Annotated in this window: 15 protein-coding genes; 14 read left to right on the plus strand and 1 reads right to left on the minus strand. The window is 62.3% G+C overall.

Annotated elements, in window-relative coordinates; all coding sequences use genetic code 11:
- Positions 1–2 precede the first annotated feature (2 nt).
- From nuoH to GXY01S_RS04295, 12 genes are all read left to right on the plus strand, one after another.
- Positions 3–1,025 carry an NADH-quinone oxidoreductase subunit NuoH gene (nuoH, locus tag GXY01S_RS04235; protein WP_061272199.1) on the plus strand — a complete coding sequence of 341 codons (1,023 nt, stop codon included), beginning with the start codon at positions 3–5 and terminating at the stop codon, positions 1,023–1,025.
- Positions 1,025–1,513, plus strand: a complete 489-nt coding sequence (gene nuoI, locus GXY01S_RS04240) for an NADH-quinone oxidoreductase subunit NuoI (protein ID WP_061272200.1) — start codon at positions 1,025–1,027, stop codon at positions 1,511–1,513. Before nuoH ends, nuoI begins: the two co-directional genes overlap by 1 nt.
- Positions 1,514–1,591: 78 nt before the next feature.
- Positions 1,592–2,365: an NADH-quinone oxidoreductase subunit J gene (locus GXY01S_RS04245; RefSeq protein ID WP_061272203.1), complete on the plus strand. Its 774-nt coding sequence runs from the start codon at positions 1,592–1,594 to the stop codon at positions 2,363–2,365.
- Entirely contained in the window at positions 2,358–2,681 is a 324-nt protein-coding gene (nuoK, locus tag GXY01S_RS04250; protein WP_061272205.1) for an NADH-quinone oxidoreductase subunit NuoK, read from the plus strand. Before GXY01S_RS04245 ends, nuoK begins: the two co-directional genes overlap by 8 nt.
- Before the next feature lie 5 nt (positions 2,682–2,686).
- The gene (nuoL, locus tag GXY01S_RS04255; protein ID WP_061272207.1) at positions 2,687–4,624 is read left to right on the plus strand and encodes an NADH-quinone oxidoreductase subunit L; all 1,938 of its coding nucleotides are present in this window, start codon (positions 2,687–2,689) and stop codon (positions 4,622–4,624) included.
- A gap of 25 nt (positions 4,625–4,649) precedes the next feature.
- Positions 4,650–6,074, plus strand: coding sequence for an NADH-quinone oxidoreductase subunit NuoN (gene nuoN / locus GXY01S_RS04260; RefSeq protein WP_061272211.1), 1,425 nt, complete (start codon positions 4,650–4,652; stop codon positions 6,072–6,074).
- Positions 6,075–6,077: 3 nt separating this feature from the next.
- Positions 6,078–6,869, plus strand: a complete 792-nt coding sequence (locus GXY01S_RS04265; protein ID WP_061272214.1) for a biotin--[acetyl-CoA-carboxylase] ligase — start codon at positions 6,078–6,080, stop codon at positions 6,867–6,869.
- 298 nt (positions 6,870–7,167) lie between these two features.
- A complete protein-coding gene (locus tag GXY01S_RS04275; protein ID WP_061272220.1) occupies positions 7,168–8,811 on the plus strand; it encodes a ribonuclease J in 1,644 nt (547 codons plus the stop codon).
- A 462-nt stretch (positions 8,812–9,273) separates the two neighbouring features.
- The gene (gene proS / locus GXY01S_RS04280) at positions 9,274–10,596 is read left to right on the plus strand and encodes a proline--tRNA ligase (protein ID WP_061272221.1); all 1,323 of its coding nucleotides are present in this window, start codon (positions 9,274–9,276) and stop codon (positions 10,594–10,596) included.
- Positions 10,597–10,598: 2 nt separating this feature from the next.
- The gene (locus GXY01S_RS04285; RefSeq protein WP_061272223.1) at positions 10,599–11,843 is read left to right on the plus strand and encodes a lipoprotein-releasing ABC transporter permease subunit; all 1,245 of its coding nucleotides are present in this window, start codon (positions 10,599–10,601) and stop codon (positions 11,841–11,843) included.
- Positions 11,836–12,537 carry an ABC transporter ATP-binding protein gene (locus GXY01S_RS04290; protein ID WP_061272224.1) on the plus strand — a complete coding sequence of 234 codons (702 nt, stop codon included), beginning with the start codon at positions 11,836–11,838 and terminating at the stop codon, positions 12,535–12,537. The genes GXY01S_RS04285 and GXY01S_RS04290 overlap by 8 nt, the downstream gene beginning before the upstream one ends.
- 34 nt (positions 12,538–12,571) lie before the next feature.
- Positions 12,572–13,138 carry a hypothetical protein gene (locus GXY01S_RS04295; RefSeq protein WP_169797727.1) on the plus strand — a complete coding sequence of 189 codons (567 nt, stop codon included), beginning with the start codon at positions 12,572–12,574 and terminating at the stop codon, positions 13,136–13,138.
- Positions 13,139–13,286: 148 nt separating this feature from the next.
- Here the strand turns inward: GXY01S_RS04295 and GXY01S_RS04300 are convergent, their stop codons facing one another.
- Positions 13,287–13,700: a hypothetical protein gene (locus GXY01S_RS04300; protein WP_061272229.1), complete on the minus strand. Its 414-nt coding sequence runs from the start codon at positions 13,698–13,700 to the stop codon at positions 13,287–13,289.
- Positions 13,701–13,893: 193 nt separating this feature from the next.
- Between GXY01S_RS04300 and dnaE the strand changes: the two genes are divergently transcribed.
- On the plus strand, positions 13,894–17,328 hold the full coding sequence (dnaE, locus tag GXY01S_RS04305; protein WP_061272231.1) for a DNA polymerase III subunit alpha: 3,435 nt from the start codon (positions 13,894–13,896) through the stop codon (positions 17,326–17,328).
- Positions 17,329–17,487: 159 nt separating this feature from the next.
- The gene (gene metX, locus GXY01S_RS04310; protein ID WP_061272233.1) at positions 17,488–18,657 is read left to right on the plus strand and encodes a homoserine O-acetyltransferase MetX; all 1,170 of its coding nucleotides are present in this window, start codon (positions 17,488–17,490) and stop codon (positions 18,655–18,657) included.
- Position 18,658: the final 1 nt, after the last annotated feature.

Here is an 18,658-nt window from a genome sequence, read left to right on the forward strand (position 1 = left end):
ACATGGCGGATTTCTTCTTTCACACCACGCTTGGCCAGCTTCTGCTGATCGTGCTCGAATCCCTTGCGGTGCTCGTGCCGCTGCTGCTTGGCGTGGCCTATCTTACGCTGGCCGAGCGCAAGGTGATGGCCGCGATGCAGTTGCGCAAGGGGCCGAACGTGAACGGCCCGTTCGGCGTGCTGCAGGCCTTTGCCGATGCCATCAAGATGCTGACCAAGGAGACGGTCATCCCGTCTGGTGCCAACCGGATGCTGTTCCTGTTTGCGCCCTTCCTCACCTTCTCGCTGGCGATGATCGCGTGGGCGGTCATTCCCACCGGCAACGGGCTGGCCATTGCCAATATCAACGTGGGCATCCTCTACCTGCTGGCCATCTCATCGCTCGGTGTTTACGGCATGCTGATTGCGGGCTGGGCGTCAAACTCCAAATACGCTTTTCTCGGCGGGCTACGCTCGGCGGCGCAGATGGTGTCGTATGAAGTGTCCATCGGGCTGGTGATCGTGTCGGTGCTGCTGGCGGTGGGCAGCCTCAACCTCAATGACATCGTGCTGGCGCAGCGCCATGTGTGGTTCTGCCTGCCCATGTTCCCGATGTTCATCGTGTTCTTCATCTCGGCGCTGGCCGAGACCAACCGCGCGCCGTTCGACCTGCCCGAGGGCGAGAGCGAACTGGTGGCAGGCTTCTTTGTGGAATATTCGGCACTCGCCTTCGGCCTGTTCTTCCTGGGTGAATACGCGAACATGTTCCTCATGTCCGGCATGGTCAGCATCCTGTTCCTTGGTGGCTGGCTGCCGCCGCTGGCCATTGCACCCTTTACATGGATACCGGGGCCTTTGTGGCTGATCGCCAAGATCCTGTTCTGCCTGTTCGTCTTCATCTGGGTGCGCGCGACATTTCCCCGCTACCGCTACGACCAGCTCATGCGGCTGGGCTGGAAGGTGTTCCTGCCGTTCTCGCTGGCGTGGATGGTGCTGACCGCGGGGTTCCTGATGGTAACGGGCCTTCTGCCCGGAGGAGCAGGCTGATGAATGCGTTAACCAAAGCCGCCCGCTCCATGCTGCTCGCCGAGCTTGCGGCAGGCATGGGGGCAACGCTGAAGGCGTTTTTCAAGCCCAAGGCCACGATCAACTACCCCTACGAGAAGGGCGTGCTCTCGCCGCGTTTCAGGGGCGAGCACGCGCTGCGCCGCTACCCCAATGGCGAGGAGCGCTGCATTGCGTGCAAGCTGTGCGAGGCAACGTGCCCTGCCGAGGCGATCACCATCGAGGCCGAACCGCGCGATGACGGCTCGCGCCGCACCACGCGCTACGACATCGACATGACCAAATGCATCTATTGCGGCCTGTGCGAGGAAGCCTGCCCGGTGGATGCGATTGTCGAAGGGCCGAATTATGAGTTCGCGACCGAAACCCGCGAAGAACTGATGTACGACAAGGACAAGCTGCTGGCCAATGGCGACCGCTGGGAAAGCGTGCTGGCCCGCAGGCTCGAGCTTGATGCCCCGTACCGCTGAACGTGCATGGCCGCCCCGGCCCATGCCGGGAAAGCCTTGCCAGCAGGAGGAAACATCCATGCGGCAGGAAACCTACCCATGATGACCCAGATTGTCTTTTACGTTTTTGCTGCGGTTCTGGTCCTGTCCGCCACCATGGTGGTGAGCGCGCGCAACCCCGTGCATTCGGTGCTGTTCCTGATCCTCGCCTTCTTCAACGCAGCCGGGCTGTTCCTCATTGCAGGGGCCGAGTTCCTGGCGATGACGCTGGTCATTGTCTATGTGGGCGCGGTCGCAGTCCTGTTCCTGTTCGTGGTCATGATGCTGGATGTCAACTTCACGCACATGCGCGAAGGCGTGCAGCGTTACGCGCCCATTGGCGGGGTCGTGGGGGGCGTGCTGCTGGTTGAACTGCTCATGGCGTTCATGCACTGGCGCTCGGCAACCAATATCGGCCAGATCGCGCATCTCGTGCCCTCATCGCCCACGCGCACCAACACGGCGGCTTTGGGCGATGTGATCTACACGCACTACATCTTCCTGTTCCAGGCCTGCGCGCTGGTGCTGCTCGTGGCCATGATCGGGGCCATTGTGCTCACCCTGCGCGAGCGGCCCACAGGACGGCGGCAGAACATCGACCGCCAGCATGACCGCATGCCTGCCGGTTCACTTGAAATGCTGCAGGTGCCGCTTGGCGCGGGCGTTGATGCGCAGGGCGGCTTCCTGCGCCCGCATGAAAGCTACGACATCGCCGCCGTGCCCGGCACCTATGGCACCGAGGCCTGGCGCGAGGCGGAAGCACGCGAAGCTGACGGCACCGCGCTGGTGATCGCGACGCCTGCGACTGGCACGAAAGGAGAAGGCAATGAATAGCCCGATCGAGGCCATCGGCCTGGCACCCTATCTGAGCATTGGCGCGATCTTGCTGGTGCTTGGCGTGTTCGGCATTTTTCTCAACCGCAAGAACGTCATCATCATCCTGATGTCGATCGAGTTGATCCTGCTTTCGGCCAATATCAATTTCGTGGCGTTTTCAGCCGCCACCGGCGATCTGTCGGGGCAGGTGATGACCCTGTTCGTGCTGACCATCGCGGCGGCGGAATCCGCCATCGGGCTGGCCATTGTCACGGTGTATTTCCGTAATCGCGGCTCGATTGAAGTTGACGATATTACGATGATGAAGGGGTAAGGGACATGCAGGCGGCATCCTTCCTGTTTGAAGTGGCGGTCTTCGCGCCCCTGATCGGGTTTCTCCTCGCCGGTGGCTTTGGCCACCTGATGGGCGATAGTGCTGCGCGGTTCACCACCATTGCCCTCATGCTGTGCGCGGCGCTGTCCGCCATTGGCGTGCTGGGCTTCGAGATGGGGGGCGTGAACCCGATTGTCGTGCCGGTGGCCGACTGGATCCATGCAGCAGGCTTTGAGGCTGACTGGCAGTTGCGCATGGACATGCTCTCGGTCAGCGTGGTGGCCATGGTCACGACCGTGTCGCTGCTGGTGCATGTGTACAGCGTGGGCTACATGGCGCATGAGAAGCAGGCGGTCTGCCGCTTCTTCGCCTATCTCTCGCTGTTCACCTTCGCCATGCTCATGCTGGTCACGTCCGACAACCTGCTCCAGCTCTTCTTTGGCTGGGAAGGGGTGGGGCTCGCGAGCTACCTGCTGATCGGCTACTGGTATGACCGCCCTGCAGCGTGTGCTGCTGCCATCAAGGCGTTCGTGGTCAACCGCATTGCCGACCTGTTCTTCCTTGTCGGCATCTCGCTCATCTATATCCGGCTGGGCAGCGTGTCGTATGATGCGATCTTCGCCGCCATTCCCTATCATGTGCATGACACGTTCCAGCTTTTCGGCACGCATCCGCTGCTGGAGGTGATTGCCACCCTGCTGTTCATTGGCGCCATGGGCAAGTCGGCGCAACTGTTCCTGCACACCTGGCTGCCCGATGCGATGGAGGGGCCAACCCCGGTTTCCGCCCTGATCCACGCGGCCACCATGGTTACGGCGGGCGTGTTCCTGATGGTGCGCATGTCGCCGCTGGTGGAACTGGCACCCGTAACGCGCGACCTGATCATTCTCATTGGTGGCACCACCAGCTTCTTTGCCGCGACCGTTGGGCTGGTGCAGCCCGACATCAAGCGCACCATTGCCTATTCCACCTGCTCGCAGCTGGGCTACATGTTCGTGGCGGTTGGCGTGGGGGCCTATCAGGCGTCGATGTTCCACCTCACCACGCATGCCTTTTTCAAGGCGCTTCTGTTCCTTGGGGCGGGCTGCGTGATCCATGCCGTGCATGACGAGCAGGACATGTTCCGCATGGGCGGGCTGTGGCGCAAAATTCCCTATACCTACGCCGCCATGTGGATCGGCAGCCTCGCACTTGCCGGTATCTTCCCGTTCGCGGGCTACTGGTCGAAGGACGCCATTCTGGAGGCAGCGTGGATGTCAGGCTCCTCCATGGGCCATTATGGCTGGGTTATGGGTTGCATCACCGCGTTCCTCACCGCGCTGTATAGCTGGCGGCTGATCTTCCTCGTGTTTCATGGCCAGCCGCGTGACATGCACCTGCATGAAGGCGCGCATGAAAGCCCGCCTTCGATGATGGTGCCGCTGGCCGTCCTGTCGGTGGGGGCCGTGCTGGCGGGTGTGGTGCTGGCGCCGTTCTATGTGGGGGGCAACCAGGCCGGGTTCTGGGGTGGGGCGATTGCCAGCCTGCCGGGGCATGACATCATGGAGCGCCTTGAGCGCACACCGGGCCTGATTGCGCTCGTGCCGACATTTGCTGGCGTTGCGGGCATTGCGGTGGCCTATCTGTGCTACATGGCAAGCCCCGACATTCCGGCCACGCTGGCGCGCAGCCTGCGCCCGCTTTATCTGTTCCTGCTCAACAAATGGTATTTCGACGAGGTGTACGATGCCGTGTTCGTGCGCCCCTACCGCGCGCTGGCGCGGCTGTTGTGGAAGGGCGCTGACGAAGGCGTTGTCGAAGCCATACCCGAAGGGCTGGCCAGGCTGACCGCAGGCACTGCAGGCCAGGCCGTGCGGGTGCAGACCGGGTCGATGGCGGTCTATGCCTTTTCCATGCTGATCGGGCTGGTGGTGCTGCTGACCACCATCCTGTTCGCCAGCTAACCCCAAGGATGTCAGGGCCAAACCAATGAACTGGACACTTGCTCTGCCCGAAATCGTGCTGGCCCTGTCCGGGCTGGTCATCCTGCTGGCCGGGGTGATGCAAAAGCGCGGTCAGGCTTTCTTTTCATGCACCATGATGACGCTGTTCGCCCTGGTGGTGACGGCCGCACTCGTGGTGCTCTCGCCCGATGGCACGGGTTACAGCCATGTCTTCATCAATGATGGTTTTGCGCGTTTCATGAAGGTGCTGGCGCTGGCGGGGGCGGCACTCTCGCTGGTGCTGGGCATTGGCTATGCACGCGAGATGGAAATCGACAAATTCGAGTTCCCCGTGCTGGTGCTGTTCTCGACCCTTGGCGCCATGATCATGGCCTCATCGGGCAACCTCATGACGCTGTTCGTGGGGCTCGAACTCTCCTCGCTGTCCATCTACATCCTGTGCGCCTTTGCGCGTGATCAGGTTACGGCGGCTGAGGCGGGGCTGAAATATTTCGTGCTCGGTTCGCTGGCCTCGGGCATCCTGCTTTATGGCATCTCGCTGGCCTATGGCTTTGCGGGCACGCTGGATTATGCCGGGTTGCAGCAGGCGGTGCGCGGTAGCGCCGTGCTGCCGGCGGGGCTTATGGTGGGCATCGTGTTCGTGCTGGTGGGGCTGTGCTTCAAGCTGTCCATGGTGCCGTTCCATATGTGGACGCCCGATGTGTACCAGGGTGCCCCCACCTCGGTCACCGCCTACATGGCAGGTGCCCCCAAGATCGCGGCGTTTGCCGTGCTGCTGCGGGTGATGGCGGGGCCGTTCGGCTCCATGGCGCACCAGTGGCAATTGCTGATCGAGGTGGTCTCGGCGGCGTCGATGGTGTTTGGCGCACTTGCCGCCATACCGCAGGGCAACATCAAGCGGCTCATGGCGTATTCCTCCATCGGGCATATGGGCTACGCCATGATCGGGCTTGCGGCGGGCACGGCGGAGGGCACGCGCGGCACGCTGGTCTATCTGGTAACGTATCTGTTCATGAACGTGGGCGCGTTCGCGGGCATCGTGGCCATGCGGCGCAAGGGCCGCGCGGTCAGCCGCATCAGCGACCTCGCGGGGCTGGGGCGCAGTGACCCCGGCATGGCGCTGGCCATGGCGGTGTTCATGTTCTCCATGGCGGGCGCACCGCCGCTGGCAGGCTTCTTTGGCAAGCTCATGGTGTTCTATGCCGCGATCAACGCGCAGCTTTACGGGCTGGCGGCCATCGGTATCATCAGTAGCGTGATCGGGGCGTATTATTATATACGCATCGTCAAGATCATGTTTTTTGATGCCGCTGCCCCCGCGCTTGATCGCGCGCCGGTTTCGGTCTCGTTCGTGTCCGTCGGCATGGGGCTTGTCACGGTGTTCTTCATCGTAGCCCTCGGCCCGGTCGCCACGGCGGCTCAGGCGGCGGCGGCTGCATTGTTCAGGTAGTTCATGACCCATAACCCTCCTGCCTTCCGCACCATGAGCATTCCCCGCAGCGGGGGGCGCGCGTGGCCATTGCAGGTGCATGACAGGCTCGGCTCCACATCCGACCTGTGCAAGGACATGCTGGCGGCGGGGCACGGGCAGGACGGGCTTGCGGTGCTGGCACTTGAACAGACAGCCGGGCGCGGCAGCCGGGGGCGCGAATGGCGTAATCCGGGTGGCAATCTGGCGCTGTCGGTCATGCTGGTGGGGCAGGGGGCGGTGGTGCCGGTAGGGGCGTGGCCGTTCATTGCGGGCCTTGCGCTGCATGACGCGGTGGCGGGCTTCCTGCCCGAACAGGGCGCGCTGGAACTCAAATGGCCCAATGACCTGCTGCTGCACGGGCGCAAGATGGCGGGCATCCTGATCGAGACGGGGGCGGCTGAGGCAGGGCCGTGGCAGGTGATCGGCATGGGCGCCAACCTTGCCGCCGCCCCGCGCATAGAAGGCCGTGAACTGGCCTGCCTGGCGGAATGTGGCGTTGCGGTCAGCCCGCCCGACATGGCCCGCGCCGTTTTGCAGGCACTCGATAAATGGCTGGAATGCCATGAGGCGCAGGGGTTTGGCGCCATACGCGCGGCGTGGCTGGCGCGGGCGCACCCGCCGGGCACCAGACTGCGTGTGGTGGCGGGCAACCAGGCTTTCAGTGGCACGTTTGCCGGGCTGGCGGATGATGGAATCATGCTGCTCGAAACCCCCGCAGGCCCCCGGCAGGTGGTGACGGGCGAGGTGCTGATGGCGGGTGGCAGGCAAGAATAATCCGCCCCGATTGCGGAAAGAGATTTAAGTCAGGGGGATTACATGATAATCCCTTGCATGAATTCATCGTGCGTCGTTTTGTTTCGGTGCGGTGTCGAACGCCATTTTCCGGGCGGGAAATGCGCTGGTTCCACCGCCTGCTTCAGGCCGCGCACACTGCCAGCGACTGGCGAGAGAACAGGATCTTGGCCCTGATCGGGCTGACAACAGGACAGGCAAACCGGCACGGAACGGGCGTTCCGGGCCCTTTCTTCAAACGCATCTTCCAACCCATGATATCTTGTAACAGGACCTTTTAATGAATGACATGACAGGCGTTTCTTTCCTTCCGCTGGGCGGAACCGGCGAAATTGGCATGAACCTCAACCTCTATCGCCAGGGCGATACGTGGCTGGCGGTGGATTGTGGCATCGGCTTCAGCGGCAACGACACGCCCGAGGCCGAGATCATCCTGCCCGACCCCGTGTTCATCGCCGAGCGGCGCAAGGCACTGGCCGGGCTGGTCGTGACCCACGCGCATGAGGACCATCTCGGCGCCATCGCCCATCTGTGGCCGCAGCTTGGCTGCCCGGTCTATGTCACGCCGTTTGCCGCAGCCGTGCTGCGCCGCAAGCTTGGCGAGGCAGGGCTTGTGCAGCAGGTGCCCATCCATGTGATCGCGCCCGGTGGCGCGTTCAACGTGGGGCCGTTCGACCTGCGTTTTGTCTCGGTCACGCATTCGGTGCCGGAATCGCAGTCGCTGGTGCTGCGCACGCCGCAGGGCATCATCATCCACACCGGTGACTGGAAGATCGACCCCGACCCGCAGGTCGGCCCGCCGACCGACCTTGAAACCTTTGCAGCCCTTGGCCGCGAGGGCGTGCTGGCCATGGTGTGCGATAGCACCAATGTGCGCACTGAAGGGCCTTCCGCCTCGGAAGCCGATGTGCGGCGCGAGATGACCCGCCTCATCGCATCGCTTGAAGGCCGCATTGCCGTCACCTGCTTTGCCAGCAACGTGGCACGCGTGGAAACGCTGGCCAAGGCGGCGCAGGCGGCAGGGCGCCGCGTGGCCGTGGTGGGTCGCAGCCTGCGCAACCTCGAGGTGGCGGCGCGCGAATGTGGCTACCTGTCCGATGTGCCGAACTTCCTGTCCGAACAGGATGCCAATTCGGTGCCGGACAACCAGATCATGCTGATCGTGACTGGCAGCCAGGGCGAGCCGCGCTCGGCGCTGTCGCGCATCGCATCCGACACGCACCCCAACATCTCGCTGGGCGAGGGGGATACGGTCATCTACAGCAGCCGCATGATTCCCGGTAACGAGCAGGCCGTCATCCAGGTGCAGGACAACCTGACCCGGCGCGGCGTGCATGTCATTACCGACAAGGATCATCTCGTGCATGTGTCCGGCCATGCCACGGGCGGTGACGTGCGCAAGCTGTATGACCTCGTGCGTCCGCGCTTTCTCATTCCCGTGCATGGCGAGTGGCGTCACCTGACCGCCAATGCCGCCATCGCGCAGGAACTCAACATCGAGCCGGTGCTGCTTGAGGATGGCGATATTCTCGATATCCGCAGCGACGGGGTGGAAATCGGCGACACCGCGCCCACCGGGCGGCTGGTGCTCGATGGCGGCCGCATCCTGCCCATGAATGGCGGCGTGCTGTCGGCGCGGCGGCGCATGCTGTTCAACGGCATGGTGATGGGCAGCTTTGCCGTCGATGAGGAGGGCTACCTGATTGGCGACCCCAAGGTGAGCGCGCCCGGCCTGCTCGATGCCGAAGACCCCGAGACCGCGCGCGTGACGGAAGAGTTCGGCAATGCGCTGGATGAAATTCCCGATGAACTGCGCGAGAACGACACCACCTTCCGCGAGGCCGCCAAGACCGCGCTGCGCCGGGCGCTTGGCCGCAAGCTGCAAAAGCGCCCTCTGGTGGATGTGCATCTGCTGCGCGTCTGAGAACCTGTTTGAAAACAACGCATTGATAAAAGTTTTTGGGTGCCGCCTTTTTTAAAAAGGCGGCGTTCTCCGAAGCGTTCTGAAAAAAGCTTCACCAGAAACTTTCTTATGATTTCTGGCTGTTTTCCAGGCTGGCTATTTCAGATAGTTCCTGGGTCTGGCGCCACGGCACAAACATTTATGGCAGGGAACGGACGAACCGTTTCCTGCCATTTTTTATTGGTACGTTTTCCCTAAACCCGGCGGCTTTCGTGCAACCCGATTTGTGGGGGCACCATACGCCCGCAAGGGGCGCGTGGCCATGCCTGCTCACGCGGATGTTTACGGCCTTGCGGGCCGGTTGCATCACGCTTGAGTGTAATGTGGGTGTGCATCGGGTGCACATGCCCCATTCCACGGGCGTTGCGATTGGTCTAGGGTCCGCAGCGTTATCGGTTCTCATACGTCAAGGTTCATACGGATATGCGTCTGTCCCGCAGTTTTCTGCCGACCCTCAAGGAAAATCCGGCCGAGGCCCAGATCACCTCGCACCGGCTCATGCTGCGCGCGGGCATGATTCGCCAGACATCGGCCGGCATCTATGCCTGGCTGCCCGCTGGCCTGCGCGTGCTGGAGAACATCGCCAACATCGTGCGTGAAGAGCAGGATGCCGCGGGCGCGCAGGAAGTGCTGATGCCCACCATGCAGTCCGCCGAGTTGTGGAAGCGTTCGGGCCGGTATGATGATTATGGCCCCGAGATGCTGCGCATCCGAGACCGCCACGAGCGCGACATGCTGTTCGGCCCGACCAATGAGGAAATGATTACCGATATCTTCGGGCAGGTGGTCAAGTCCTACAAGGAACTGCCGCAGGTTCTCTACCAGATCCAGTGGAAGTTCCGCGATGAGGTGCGCCCCCGCTTTGGCGTGATGCGCGGCCGCGAGTTCTACATGAAGGACGGCTACAGCTTCGATCTCGACACGGCCTCGGCAGTCGATACCTATCGCCGCATGATGCTGGCCTACCTGCGCACCTTCCAGCGCCTTGGCGTGCGCGCCATCCCCATGCGGGCCGATACCGGGCCGATTGGCGGCGAGCTGAGCCATGAATTCCTCATCCTTGCCCCCACGGGCGAGAGCGGCGTGTTCTTTGACAGCGCGCTCGAGGATCAGGACTGGCTGGGTGAGGACGTGGACACCAATGACCGTGCCTCGCTGGAAAAATTCTTCACGCGCATGACCTCGTTCTATGCCGCAACCGACGAGATGCATGATGCCGCAGCCTGGGCCGAAGTGCCCGCCGCGCGCCAGCGCGAGGGGCGTGGCATCGAGGTGGGGCATATCTTCAACTTCGGGCGTAAATACACCCAGTCCATGGATATTGCGGTCAGTGGCCCCGATGGCGCGCCGCTCTACCCCGAGATGGGTTCCTACGGCATTGGCGTCTCGCGTCTTGTCGCGGCCATCATCGAGGCCAGCCATGACGAAAACGGCATCATCTGGCCTCAATCCGTGGCGCCTTTCAAGGCGGTCATCATCAACCTCAAGAATGGTGATGCCCAGTGCGACGCGCTGTGCGAACAGCTTTACGGCGCCGCCCCCAAGGCCCTGCTGTATGATGACCGCGCCGAGCGGGCAGGGGCAAAGTTTGCCGATGCCGACCTGATGGGCCACCCGTGGCAGCTTATTGTTGGTCCGCGGGGTGCCAAGGAGGGCAAGGTGGAAGTCAAGAACCGCCGCACTGGTGAGCGCACCGAGGAGACGGCAGAAGGCGCGCTGGCCCTTATCGCGAAACTGCAGGGCTGAGCATGTTTGGTCCCTTCGAGCGGATGATCGCCGGGCGCTACCTGCGGGCCCGGCGGGGGGAGCGGTTCGTTTCCATCATCGCGATCTTTTCGCTGGTCGGGATCGCGCTTGGCGTTGCCACGCTGATTATCGTGATGTCGGTCATGAACGGGTTCAAGGCCGACCTGCTCGGTCGCATCCTTGGCCTTAATGGCGACCTGAGCGTGTACGGCCTGAGCCGCACCATCAGCGATTATGATGCCGTGGCAGGCCGCGTGCGCGGCGTGCCAGGCGTGGTTTCGGCCGCACCGCTGGTTGAATCGCAGGTGCTGCTCAATTCGGGCAGCTACAATGCGGGTGGGCTGGTGCGCGGCATGACGCGGGCCGACCTGGTGGGCTTGCATGAGGTCAGTGACAACCTTGTTGCGGGCAGCCTTGATGATTTTGGTGGCGATGACACGATCGTTGTCGGCACCACGCTGGCCGAGCGCGCGGGGCTGACCGTGGGCGGCAGGCTTACCCTTGTCTCGCCACAGGGGGCGGCCACCGCCTTCGGCACCATGCCGCGCGTGCGGGCCTACCGCGTGGTGGCGATTTTTGATGCGGGCGTGAGCGACTATAATTCCAGCTACGTGTTCCTGCCGCTGCATGCCGCCCAGGTCTATTTCCAGCTACCGGGGCAGGTGACGCAGGTGCAGGTCATGACGAAGGACGCGGAGAACGTCATCCCCATCCGCACGGCGATTGAAAAGGCGATGGATGGCGAAGTGCGCGTGATGGACTGGACCCAGAGCAACAACGCCTTCTTTGGCGCGGTGCAGGTGGAGCAGAACGTGATGTTCCTGATCCTGACGCTCATCATCCTTGTCGCGGCCTTCAACGTCATTTCCTCGCTGATCATGATGGTCAAGGACAAGAGCGCCGATATTGCCGTGCTGCGCACGCTGGGCGCCACGCGGGGCGCGATCATGCGCATCTTCCTCATGTGCGGGGCCTCGGTGGGGATAACGGGCACGTTTGTCGGCACTGGTCTGGGCATCGTGTTCTGCCTCAACATCGAGCGCATCCGCCAGTTGCTCCAGCGCATGACCGGCACCGACCTGTTCAATGCCGAGGTGTATTACCTCGAGCACCTGCCTGCCAAGCTGGTATGGTCGCAGGTGATCGAGGTGATCGCCATGGCGCTGGTGCTCTCGCTGCTGGCCACACTCTACCCCTCATGGCGGGCGGCGAAGACCGACCCGGTGGAGGCCCTGCGCCATGAATGACACCGTAAATACCGCCCCGCCGCTGCATCTTGATGGCGTGGTGCGCCGCTATATCAGCGGTGAGGAAACGCTTGAGGTGTTGAGCGGGGCAGATCTTACGCTGCACGGTGGCGAGATCGTGGCCCTTGTGGCCCCCTCGGGCACCGGCAAGTCGACCCTGCTGCATGTGGCGGGCCTGCTGGAAAAACCCGATGCAGGCTGCGTGCTGCTGGCAGGGCAGGATGCGGGCGCGCTGCCTGATGGCGGGCGCACGGAACTACGGCGCGACCGGATCGGGTTTGTCTATCAGTTCCATCACCTGCTGGCCGAGTTCACCGCGCGCGAGAATGTCATGATCCCGCAGATGATTGCGGGTGTGCCGCGCAGTCAGGCGCGGGCAAGGGCGGATGAACTGTTGGCCGACTTTGGCCTGGCGCACCGGCTGGACCACCTGCCGGGCAAGCTTTCGGGCGGCGAGAAGCAGCGCGTGGCCATTGCCCGCGCACTGGCCAACCGCCCGCACGTGCTGCTGGCCGATGAGCCGACCGGCAACCTCGATGTCAATACATCCGATGCCGTATTCGATGCCCTGCTCGTCACCGTGCGGGCGCATGGTGTGGCGGCCCTGATCGCCACCCATAACATGGAACTTGCCCGCCGTATGGACCGCATCGTGACCCTGCGGGATGGAAAGGTGGTGCCGGTGGAAGGGTAATCTCCCTGCGCCCGGCAACACAGGACCGACAGGCGTGCAGGCCCGTGCCGTAAGCAGGGACCGCATGCGCGATGCGGTTCGTGGTATCACGTTGGTCGGGAAAAGAACTGGGCGGAGGGGTATGAGTTATTTTGAACGCTACAGGCATCTCCATATTGAACTGCTCAGCCATGATGATGACCGCAACCTGCCCCTGAAGTGGATCAGGTGCTACGACAGGCCCGGCATCTACGATGACTGTTTCCTGATTGACTGGGCCGGTTCCATACGGGCGCATGCGATCTGGTATGAAGATAACAACCTTGCCATCCAAGAACATACGGCGCTTTCATTCAGCACGCATGTAGATGACCTGTTTCTTCATATGAAGAAAACGCATGAACAGGCCCGGTTTTTTGTTTTCACAAACGAATATGCGCAGCAGTACAACCTGTTCAGGCTTGAAGGCACGCCACCTTTTGCGAAAGAGCCGGGACTGGATATTAACCGCATTGTAAAATTCATGAAGGAAAAGAAAAAGCGCGAAGAACAGGAAGCCATCGAGAATAAAGCCAGGCTCTCGATGATGAATTTCATTCACCGGATTACAACGCTTTTCTGACTGGGCATGGCCTGCCCTGATTCCGCCCCTGCCAGCACCATGACAGGGCACGAAAGTGCACAGGCCCGTGCCCGGCTATAAGACCATTTTTACGAACCTTCATGTGTTTGTTCCTTATGTATCAAGCATGAATGGAAATATTAAAAAGTTATTTCTGGCAGAATGTGACAACGGGACCATAATCCTGTTCATCATGAAAATATTTCACGGCAAATTCCCGTTCAGGAAATTTCTGCCTTAAAACCATGTCCCATGAAAGCCGGACAATCTTGCCTATTTCCTCAAAAACCATATCAGGAACGTTCCCGCTGAAGCCGTCAAACACTACGTAAAGGAATGTGTTGTTCATACTTTCTTCAATTTTTATTTTATCGTTATTGTAGTTTTCGCGGGCATCCAGGAACTTGCTTTCGGTATAATAATACTCCAGAAGGAAGCACCCATCCACTACGATAATGGAGGGAAACAGCAGGGCACAGAAAGCTAGTGATGTGTAAGGGCTGCAATTGCTGGCAATATAGGCCAGCTTGTCGTGCGCGCTGCCCGGTTCTATTGCATTCATGATTGAATTGATATTTTCAATGCAGGGCAGGGAATCAATAAGTTCGGTTATTCATCATATCACCTCTCCGCAAAAGGCATTGTGTAACGGATTGCCGCATGGCCACAACTGCCTTGGCCGTGCACCACCTTCGCTGCCTTGCGGCGGTGTCAGGGGAGTGCACATCGCGCCCCGAGTGGGGTAGAATGGCTGCATGTCCCATGCCGATTTTGTCCATCTGCGCGTCCACTCCGCCTATTCCCTGAGCCAGGGGGCCATCCGCGTGCCTGAACTGGTGGCGCTGGCGCATGACATGCGCATGCCCGCCGTTGCCATAACCGATACGGGCAACATGTTTGGCGCGCTGGAGTTCTCGCAATATTGCGGCAAGAAAGGCGTGCAGCCCATCATCGGCTGCCAGCTTGCACTCCCGTCGCGCAGCGACAAGCCCGGCATGCCCGCCGAGCCACTGGTGCTGCTGGCTCGCAACCCCGAGGGACTGGCCAACCTGCAGTTCCTGTCCTCGGCCGGGTTCTTGCAGCACGAGACGGACGAGCCAACCGTCACGCTGGACCAGTTATGCGAACGCGCGGGCGGGCTGTTCCTGCTCACCGGCGGCAGCCGTGGCCCGCTGTTTCACATGCTGGCCGAAGGGCAGGAGAAAGAAGCCGCCCGCTTCATGGACCGCCTGCATGAGGCCTATGGTAGCCACATGGCGGTTGAACTGCACCGCCACGGGCAGGCGGCCGAGCGCGCGGTGGAGCCGGGCATGATCGCCATGGCCGACCGCATGGGCCTGCCGCTTGTCGCCACCAATGAGTGCTTCTTCCCCAAACCCGATATGTACGAGGCGCATGACGCACTGTTGTGCATTGCCCAGGGCCGCACCATGGCCGAGCGCGAGCGCTGGCGCGTCACCCCCGAGCACTGGTTCAAGCCGCCGGAGGTCATGCGCGAACTCTTTGCCGACCTGCCCGAAGCCTGTGACAACACGCTCGAGATCGCGCGCTGCTGTGCCGTTCAGGTGGAAACGCGCAAGCCCCTCCTGCCCATGTGCCCCAAGGTGCAGCCCGGCAAGACCGAGGATGAAACCCTGCGCAACATGGCCATCACCGGCCTGAGCAACCGCCTGTCGCGCATGAGCGTGGATGACGAGATGCGCACGAAATACGAGGAACGCCTGGCGTTTGAACTCGATATTATCGCGCAGATGGGATTTCCCGGCTACTTCATGATCGTGGCCGACTTCATCCAGTGGGCCAAGGCGCATGACATTCCCGTAGGCCCGGGACGTGGCTCGGGCGCAGGCTCGCTTGCCGCATGGGCGCTGACCATTACCGATATCGACCCCATTCCCTTCAACCTGCTGTTCGAGCGCTTCCTCAACCCCGAGCGCGTGTCGATGCCGGATTTCGATATCGATTTCTGTCAGGACCGGCGTGATGAGGTCATCAGCTACGTCCGCAGCGAATATGGCCCGGACCGCGTGGCCCAGATCATTACTTTCGGTAAATTGCAGGCCCGCGCCGCCGTGCGCGACGTGGGGCGCGTGCTTGGCCTGCCATTCGGCATGGTCAACCGCGTGGCCGAACTCATTCCCAACAACCCCGCCCAGCCGGTCACACTCAAGCAGGCGATCGAGGGCGAGCCGCGCCTGCAGGAAATGCGCGACGAGGACGAGGCCATCCGCCGCCTGCTGGAAATTGGCCAGCAGCTTGAGGGCCTGTTCCGCCACGCCAGCACGCATGCCGCGGGTGTTGTGATTGGTGACCGCGAACTCGTGGAACTGGTGCCGCTCTATCGCGACCCCAAGAGCGAGATGCTGGTCACGCAGTATAACATGAAGTTCGTGGAGCAGGCGGGGCTGGTCAAATTCGACTTCCTTGGCCTGACCACGCTCACCATCCTGCAACGCGCGGTGCAATTTTTGCATGGCATGGGCATCGAGGTTGACCTGTCCGCCCTGCCGCTGGATGACGAACTGACCTACGACATGCTGGCGCGTGGCGATACGGCGGGCGTGTTCCAGTTTGAAGGCGCGGGCATGCGCGACGTGCTCAAGCAGATGCGCCCGACCCGGCTCGAGGACCTGATCGCCGCCGTGGCCCTGTACCGCCCCGGCCCCATGGCCAACATTCCTGATTACTGCCGCCGCAAGCATGGCGAGGCATGGGAGCCGCCGCACGAGGAAATCCGCGACATTCTTGAAGAGACCTACGGCATCATGGTCTATCAGGAACAGGTCATGCAGATTGCCCAGAAGATGGCGGGCTACAGTCTGGGCGGGGCCGACCTGCTGCGCCGCGCCATGGGCAAGAAGATCCGCGCCGAGATGGACCGCCAGCGCGAGATCTTTACCGAAGGCGCGATGAAGCGCGGCATCGAGCAGGACAAGGCTGCCGAGGTGTTCGACCTCATGGCCAAGTTTGCTGATTACGGCTTCAACAAATCGCACGCCGCAGCCTACGCGCTGGTATCGTACCAGACCGCGTGGATGAAGGCGAACCACCCGGTGGCCTTTATTGCGGCCTGCATGTCGCTTGCGCGGGAAAAGACCGACAAGCTGGCTGGCCTGCGGCAGGAGGCCGACCGGCTGGGCATTGCGCTGCTGCCGCCCGACATCAATGCCTCGGGCGCCGACTTTACGGTGGAAAAACTGCCCGATGGCGCGACATACGGCATTCGCTACGCGCTGGCGGCAATAAAAAAGGTGGGGCTGGGCGCCATGCAGTCGCTGGTGGCGGTGCGTGGCAACAAGCCCTTTACCGACCTTGAGGATCTCGCCGCCCGCCTTGACCCCAGGCAGGTCAACAAGATGCAGCTTGAAAACCTGGCCCGCGCGGGTGCGTTCGACACCATCCTGCCCAACCGCGCGCAGGCCTGCGGGGCTGCCGAGACCGTCATGCGTCGCGCGCAGGCCAATGCACAGGCGGCAGCAAGCGGGCAGATCGGCCTGTTTGGCGGCGGCAGTGGCGGCCCGGCCCAGCGCGAGCCGCTGCGCATGCCGCGCTGTGCCGACTGGCCGGAATTCGAGCGACTGAACATGGAGGCGGACGCCATCGGCTTTCACCTGACCGGGCACCCGCTGGATTCCTACGGCCCGCTCATGCGCAGGCTGGGTGCAATCCGCGCCACGGGGCTGGAGGCTGCGGCACAGGCCGGGATCGGGCGGGTCAAGATCGCGGGCTGCGTGGTCGACCGCAAGGAGCGCCCCACGCGCACGGGCAACAAGATGGCATGGGTGCGCCTGTCAGATGCATCGGGCGGGTGCGAGGTCACATTCTTCTCCGAGGTGCTGTCGCGCGCGCGTGAAATTCTGGTGGCGGGCAATGCCGTGGTGGTCACGGCCGACCTCAAGCTGGAAGGCGAGGCGTTGCGCATTACCGCATCCGACGTGATGGAACTTGAACAGGCGGCGGCTGAGGCAGCGGCGGAACTGCGCATCTGGTTCGATCAGGCCGAGGCCATCGAGCCGATCCGCGATGTGCTGCTTGGCCACGGCAGCGGGCGTGGGCGGGTGATCCTGATGCCATCGGTCGCGGCAACACAGGATGTGGAACTGACCCTGGCCGAGCGCTACCGCGTGACCCCGCGGGTTGCGCAGATGATCAAGGCCATTGAAGGCGTGGGCAAGGTGGAACAGTTCTGAATGTTATTTATTGATAACGTATAAATAAGGGAAGAATGCTCCGGGGGGCGCCCATCGCCTCGTCGTGTGGGCAGGAACCTTGCAAGGGCAGGGCAGGGGTGCCATACGCAGGGGCTGTCTTTTGCGCACCATCCCTGTTCATGCAACGCCGGATACAGAATGGACAACGCCATTCCCGCCACCAGCCTGTCGCACCAGAGCGTAACCTTTGCCGAGGGCCTGCCGCTTGACTGCGGCTTCCATCTTGCCCCGGTTGAGGTGGCCTACCGTACCTATGGCACGCTCTCGCCCGCGCGCGATAACGCCATCGTGGTGTGTCATGCGCTGACCGGCGACCAGTACGTGGCCGACCCGCATCCGCTTACCGGCAAGCCCGGCTGGTGGAGCCGCATGGTCGGCCCCGGCCTGCCGATTGATACCGATCGCTTCTTTATCATCTGCTGCAACGTGTTGGGCGGCTGCATGGGCACCACCGGGCCGCGCAGCCTCCGCACGCTGCCCGATGGCACGCAGGAGCCGTGGGGCACCGATTTTCCCCCCATCACCATCCGCGACATGGTGCGCGCGCAGAAGCTGCTGGTCGAGCATCTGGGCATTACGCGCCTGCTGGCCGTTGTTGGCGGCTCAATGGGTGGCATGCAGGTGCTCGAATGGGCCGCGACCTACCCCGAATGCGTGTTCGCGGCCCTGCCCATTGCCACAAGCCCGTTCCATTCCGCCCAGAACATTGCGTTCAACGAGGTCAGCCGCCAGGCCATTTTCGCCGATCCGCAATGGCATGGCGGGCGATATTGGGAATGCGGCGAGATCCCGGCGCGCGGGCTGGCGGTGGCGCGGATGATGGCGCACATCACCTACCTTTCCGAGGCCGCGCTGACCCGCAAATTCGGCCGCCGCGTGCGTCATGAGCCGGGTAAAGGCGGGGCAGGGGGGCCGGGCTCGCTGTTTGGCGAGATGTTCGAGGTGGAAAGCTACCTGCGCCACCAGGGCTCGACCTTCGTGCGGCGGTTTGACGCCAATTCCTACCTCACCATCACCCGCGCCATGGATTATTTCGACCTCGGCGCCGAGCATGATGGCGATATGTCGCACCCGTTTGCGGGCACGCGCACGCGCTTCTGTATCGTGTCGTTTTCATCCGACTGGCTGTTCCCCACCTCGCAGTCGCGGCTGCTGGCCCGCGCGCTCAACCGGGTGGCGGCCAACGTATCGTTTGTCGAGATCGAGAGCGACAAGGGCCATGATGCCTTTTTGCTTGATGAGCCGGATTTTGACCGTACCATCCGTGGTTTCCTGTGCGGAGCCGCCGAACATGCCGGGATTGCCTGAC

Source organism: Komagataeibacter xylinus NBRC 15237 (genome assembly GCF_001571345.1).
GTDB classification, from domain to species: Bacteria; Pseudomonadota; Alphaproteobacteria; order Acetobacterales; family Acetobacteraceae; genus Komagataeibacter; species Komagataeibacter xylinus.

Excerpts from the sequence above, each read along its gene's own strand:
- nuoH (WP_061272199.1), top strand. The coding sequence starts at position 3 with ATGGCGGATTTCTTCTTTCACACCACGCTTGGCCAGCTTCTGCTGATC.
- nuoI (WP_061272200.1), top strand. The coding sequence starts at position 1,025 with ATGAATGCGTTAACCAAAGCCGCCCGCTCCATGCTGCTCGCCGAGCTT.
- GXY01S_RS04245 (WP_061272203.1), top strand. The coding sequence starts at position 1,592 with ATGATGACCCAGATTGTCTTTTACGTTTTTGCTGCGGTTCTGGTCCTG.
- nuoK (WP_061272205.1), top strand. The coding sequence starts at position 2,358 with ATGAATAGCCCGATCGAGGCCATCGGCCTGGCACCCTATCTGAGCATT.
- nuoL (WP_061272207.1), top strand. The coding sequence starts at position 2,687 with ATGCAGGCGGCATCCTTCCTGTTTGAAGTGGCGGTCTTCGCGCCCCTG.
- nuoN (WP_061272211.1), top strand. The coding sequence starts at position 4,650 with ATGAACTGGACACTTGCTCTGCCCGAAATCGTGCTGGCCCTGTCCGGG.
- GXY01S_RS04265 (WP_061272214.1), top strand. The coding sequence starts at position 6,078 with ATGACCCATAACCCTCCTGCCTTCCGCACCATGAGCATTCCCCGCAGC.
- GXY01S_RS04275 (WP_061272220.1), top strand. The coding sequence starts at position 7,168 with ATGAATGACATGACAGGCGTTTCTTTCCTTCCGCTGGGCGGAACCGGC.
- proS (WP_061272221.1), top strand. The coding sequence starts at position 9,274 with ATGCGTCTGTCCCGCAGTTTTCTGCCGACCCTCAAGGAAAATCCGGCC.
- GXY01S_RS04285 (WP_061272223.1), top strand. The coding sequence starts at position 10,599 with ATGTTTGGTCCCTTCGAGCGGATGATCGCCGGGCGCTACCTGCGGGCC.
- GXY01S_RS04290 (WP_061272224.1), top strand. The coding sequence starts at position 11,836 with ATGAATGACACCGTAAATACCGCCCCGCCGCTGCATCTTGATGGCGTG.
- GXY01S_RS04300 (WP_061272229.1), bottom strand. The coding sequence starts at position 13,700 with ATGAATGCAATAGAACCGGGCAGCGCGCACGACAAGCTGGCCTATATT.
- dnaE (WP_061272231.1), top strand. The coding sequence starts at position 13,894 with ATGTCCCATGCCGATTTTGTCCATCTGCGCGTCCACTCCGCCTATTCC.
- metX (WP_061272233.1), top strand. The coding sequence starts at position 17,488 with ATGGACAACGCCATTCCCGCCACCAGCCTGTCGCACCAGAGCGTAACC.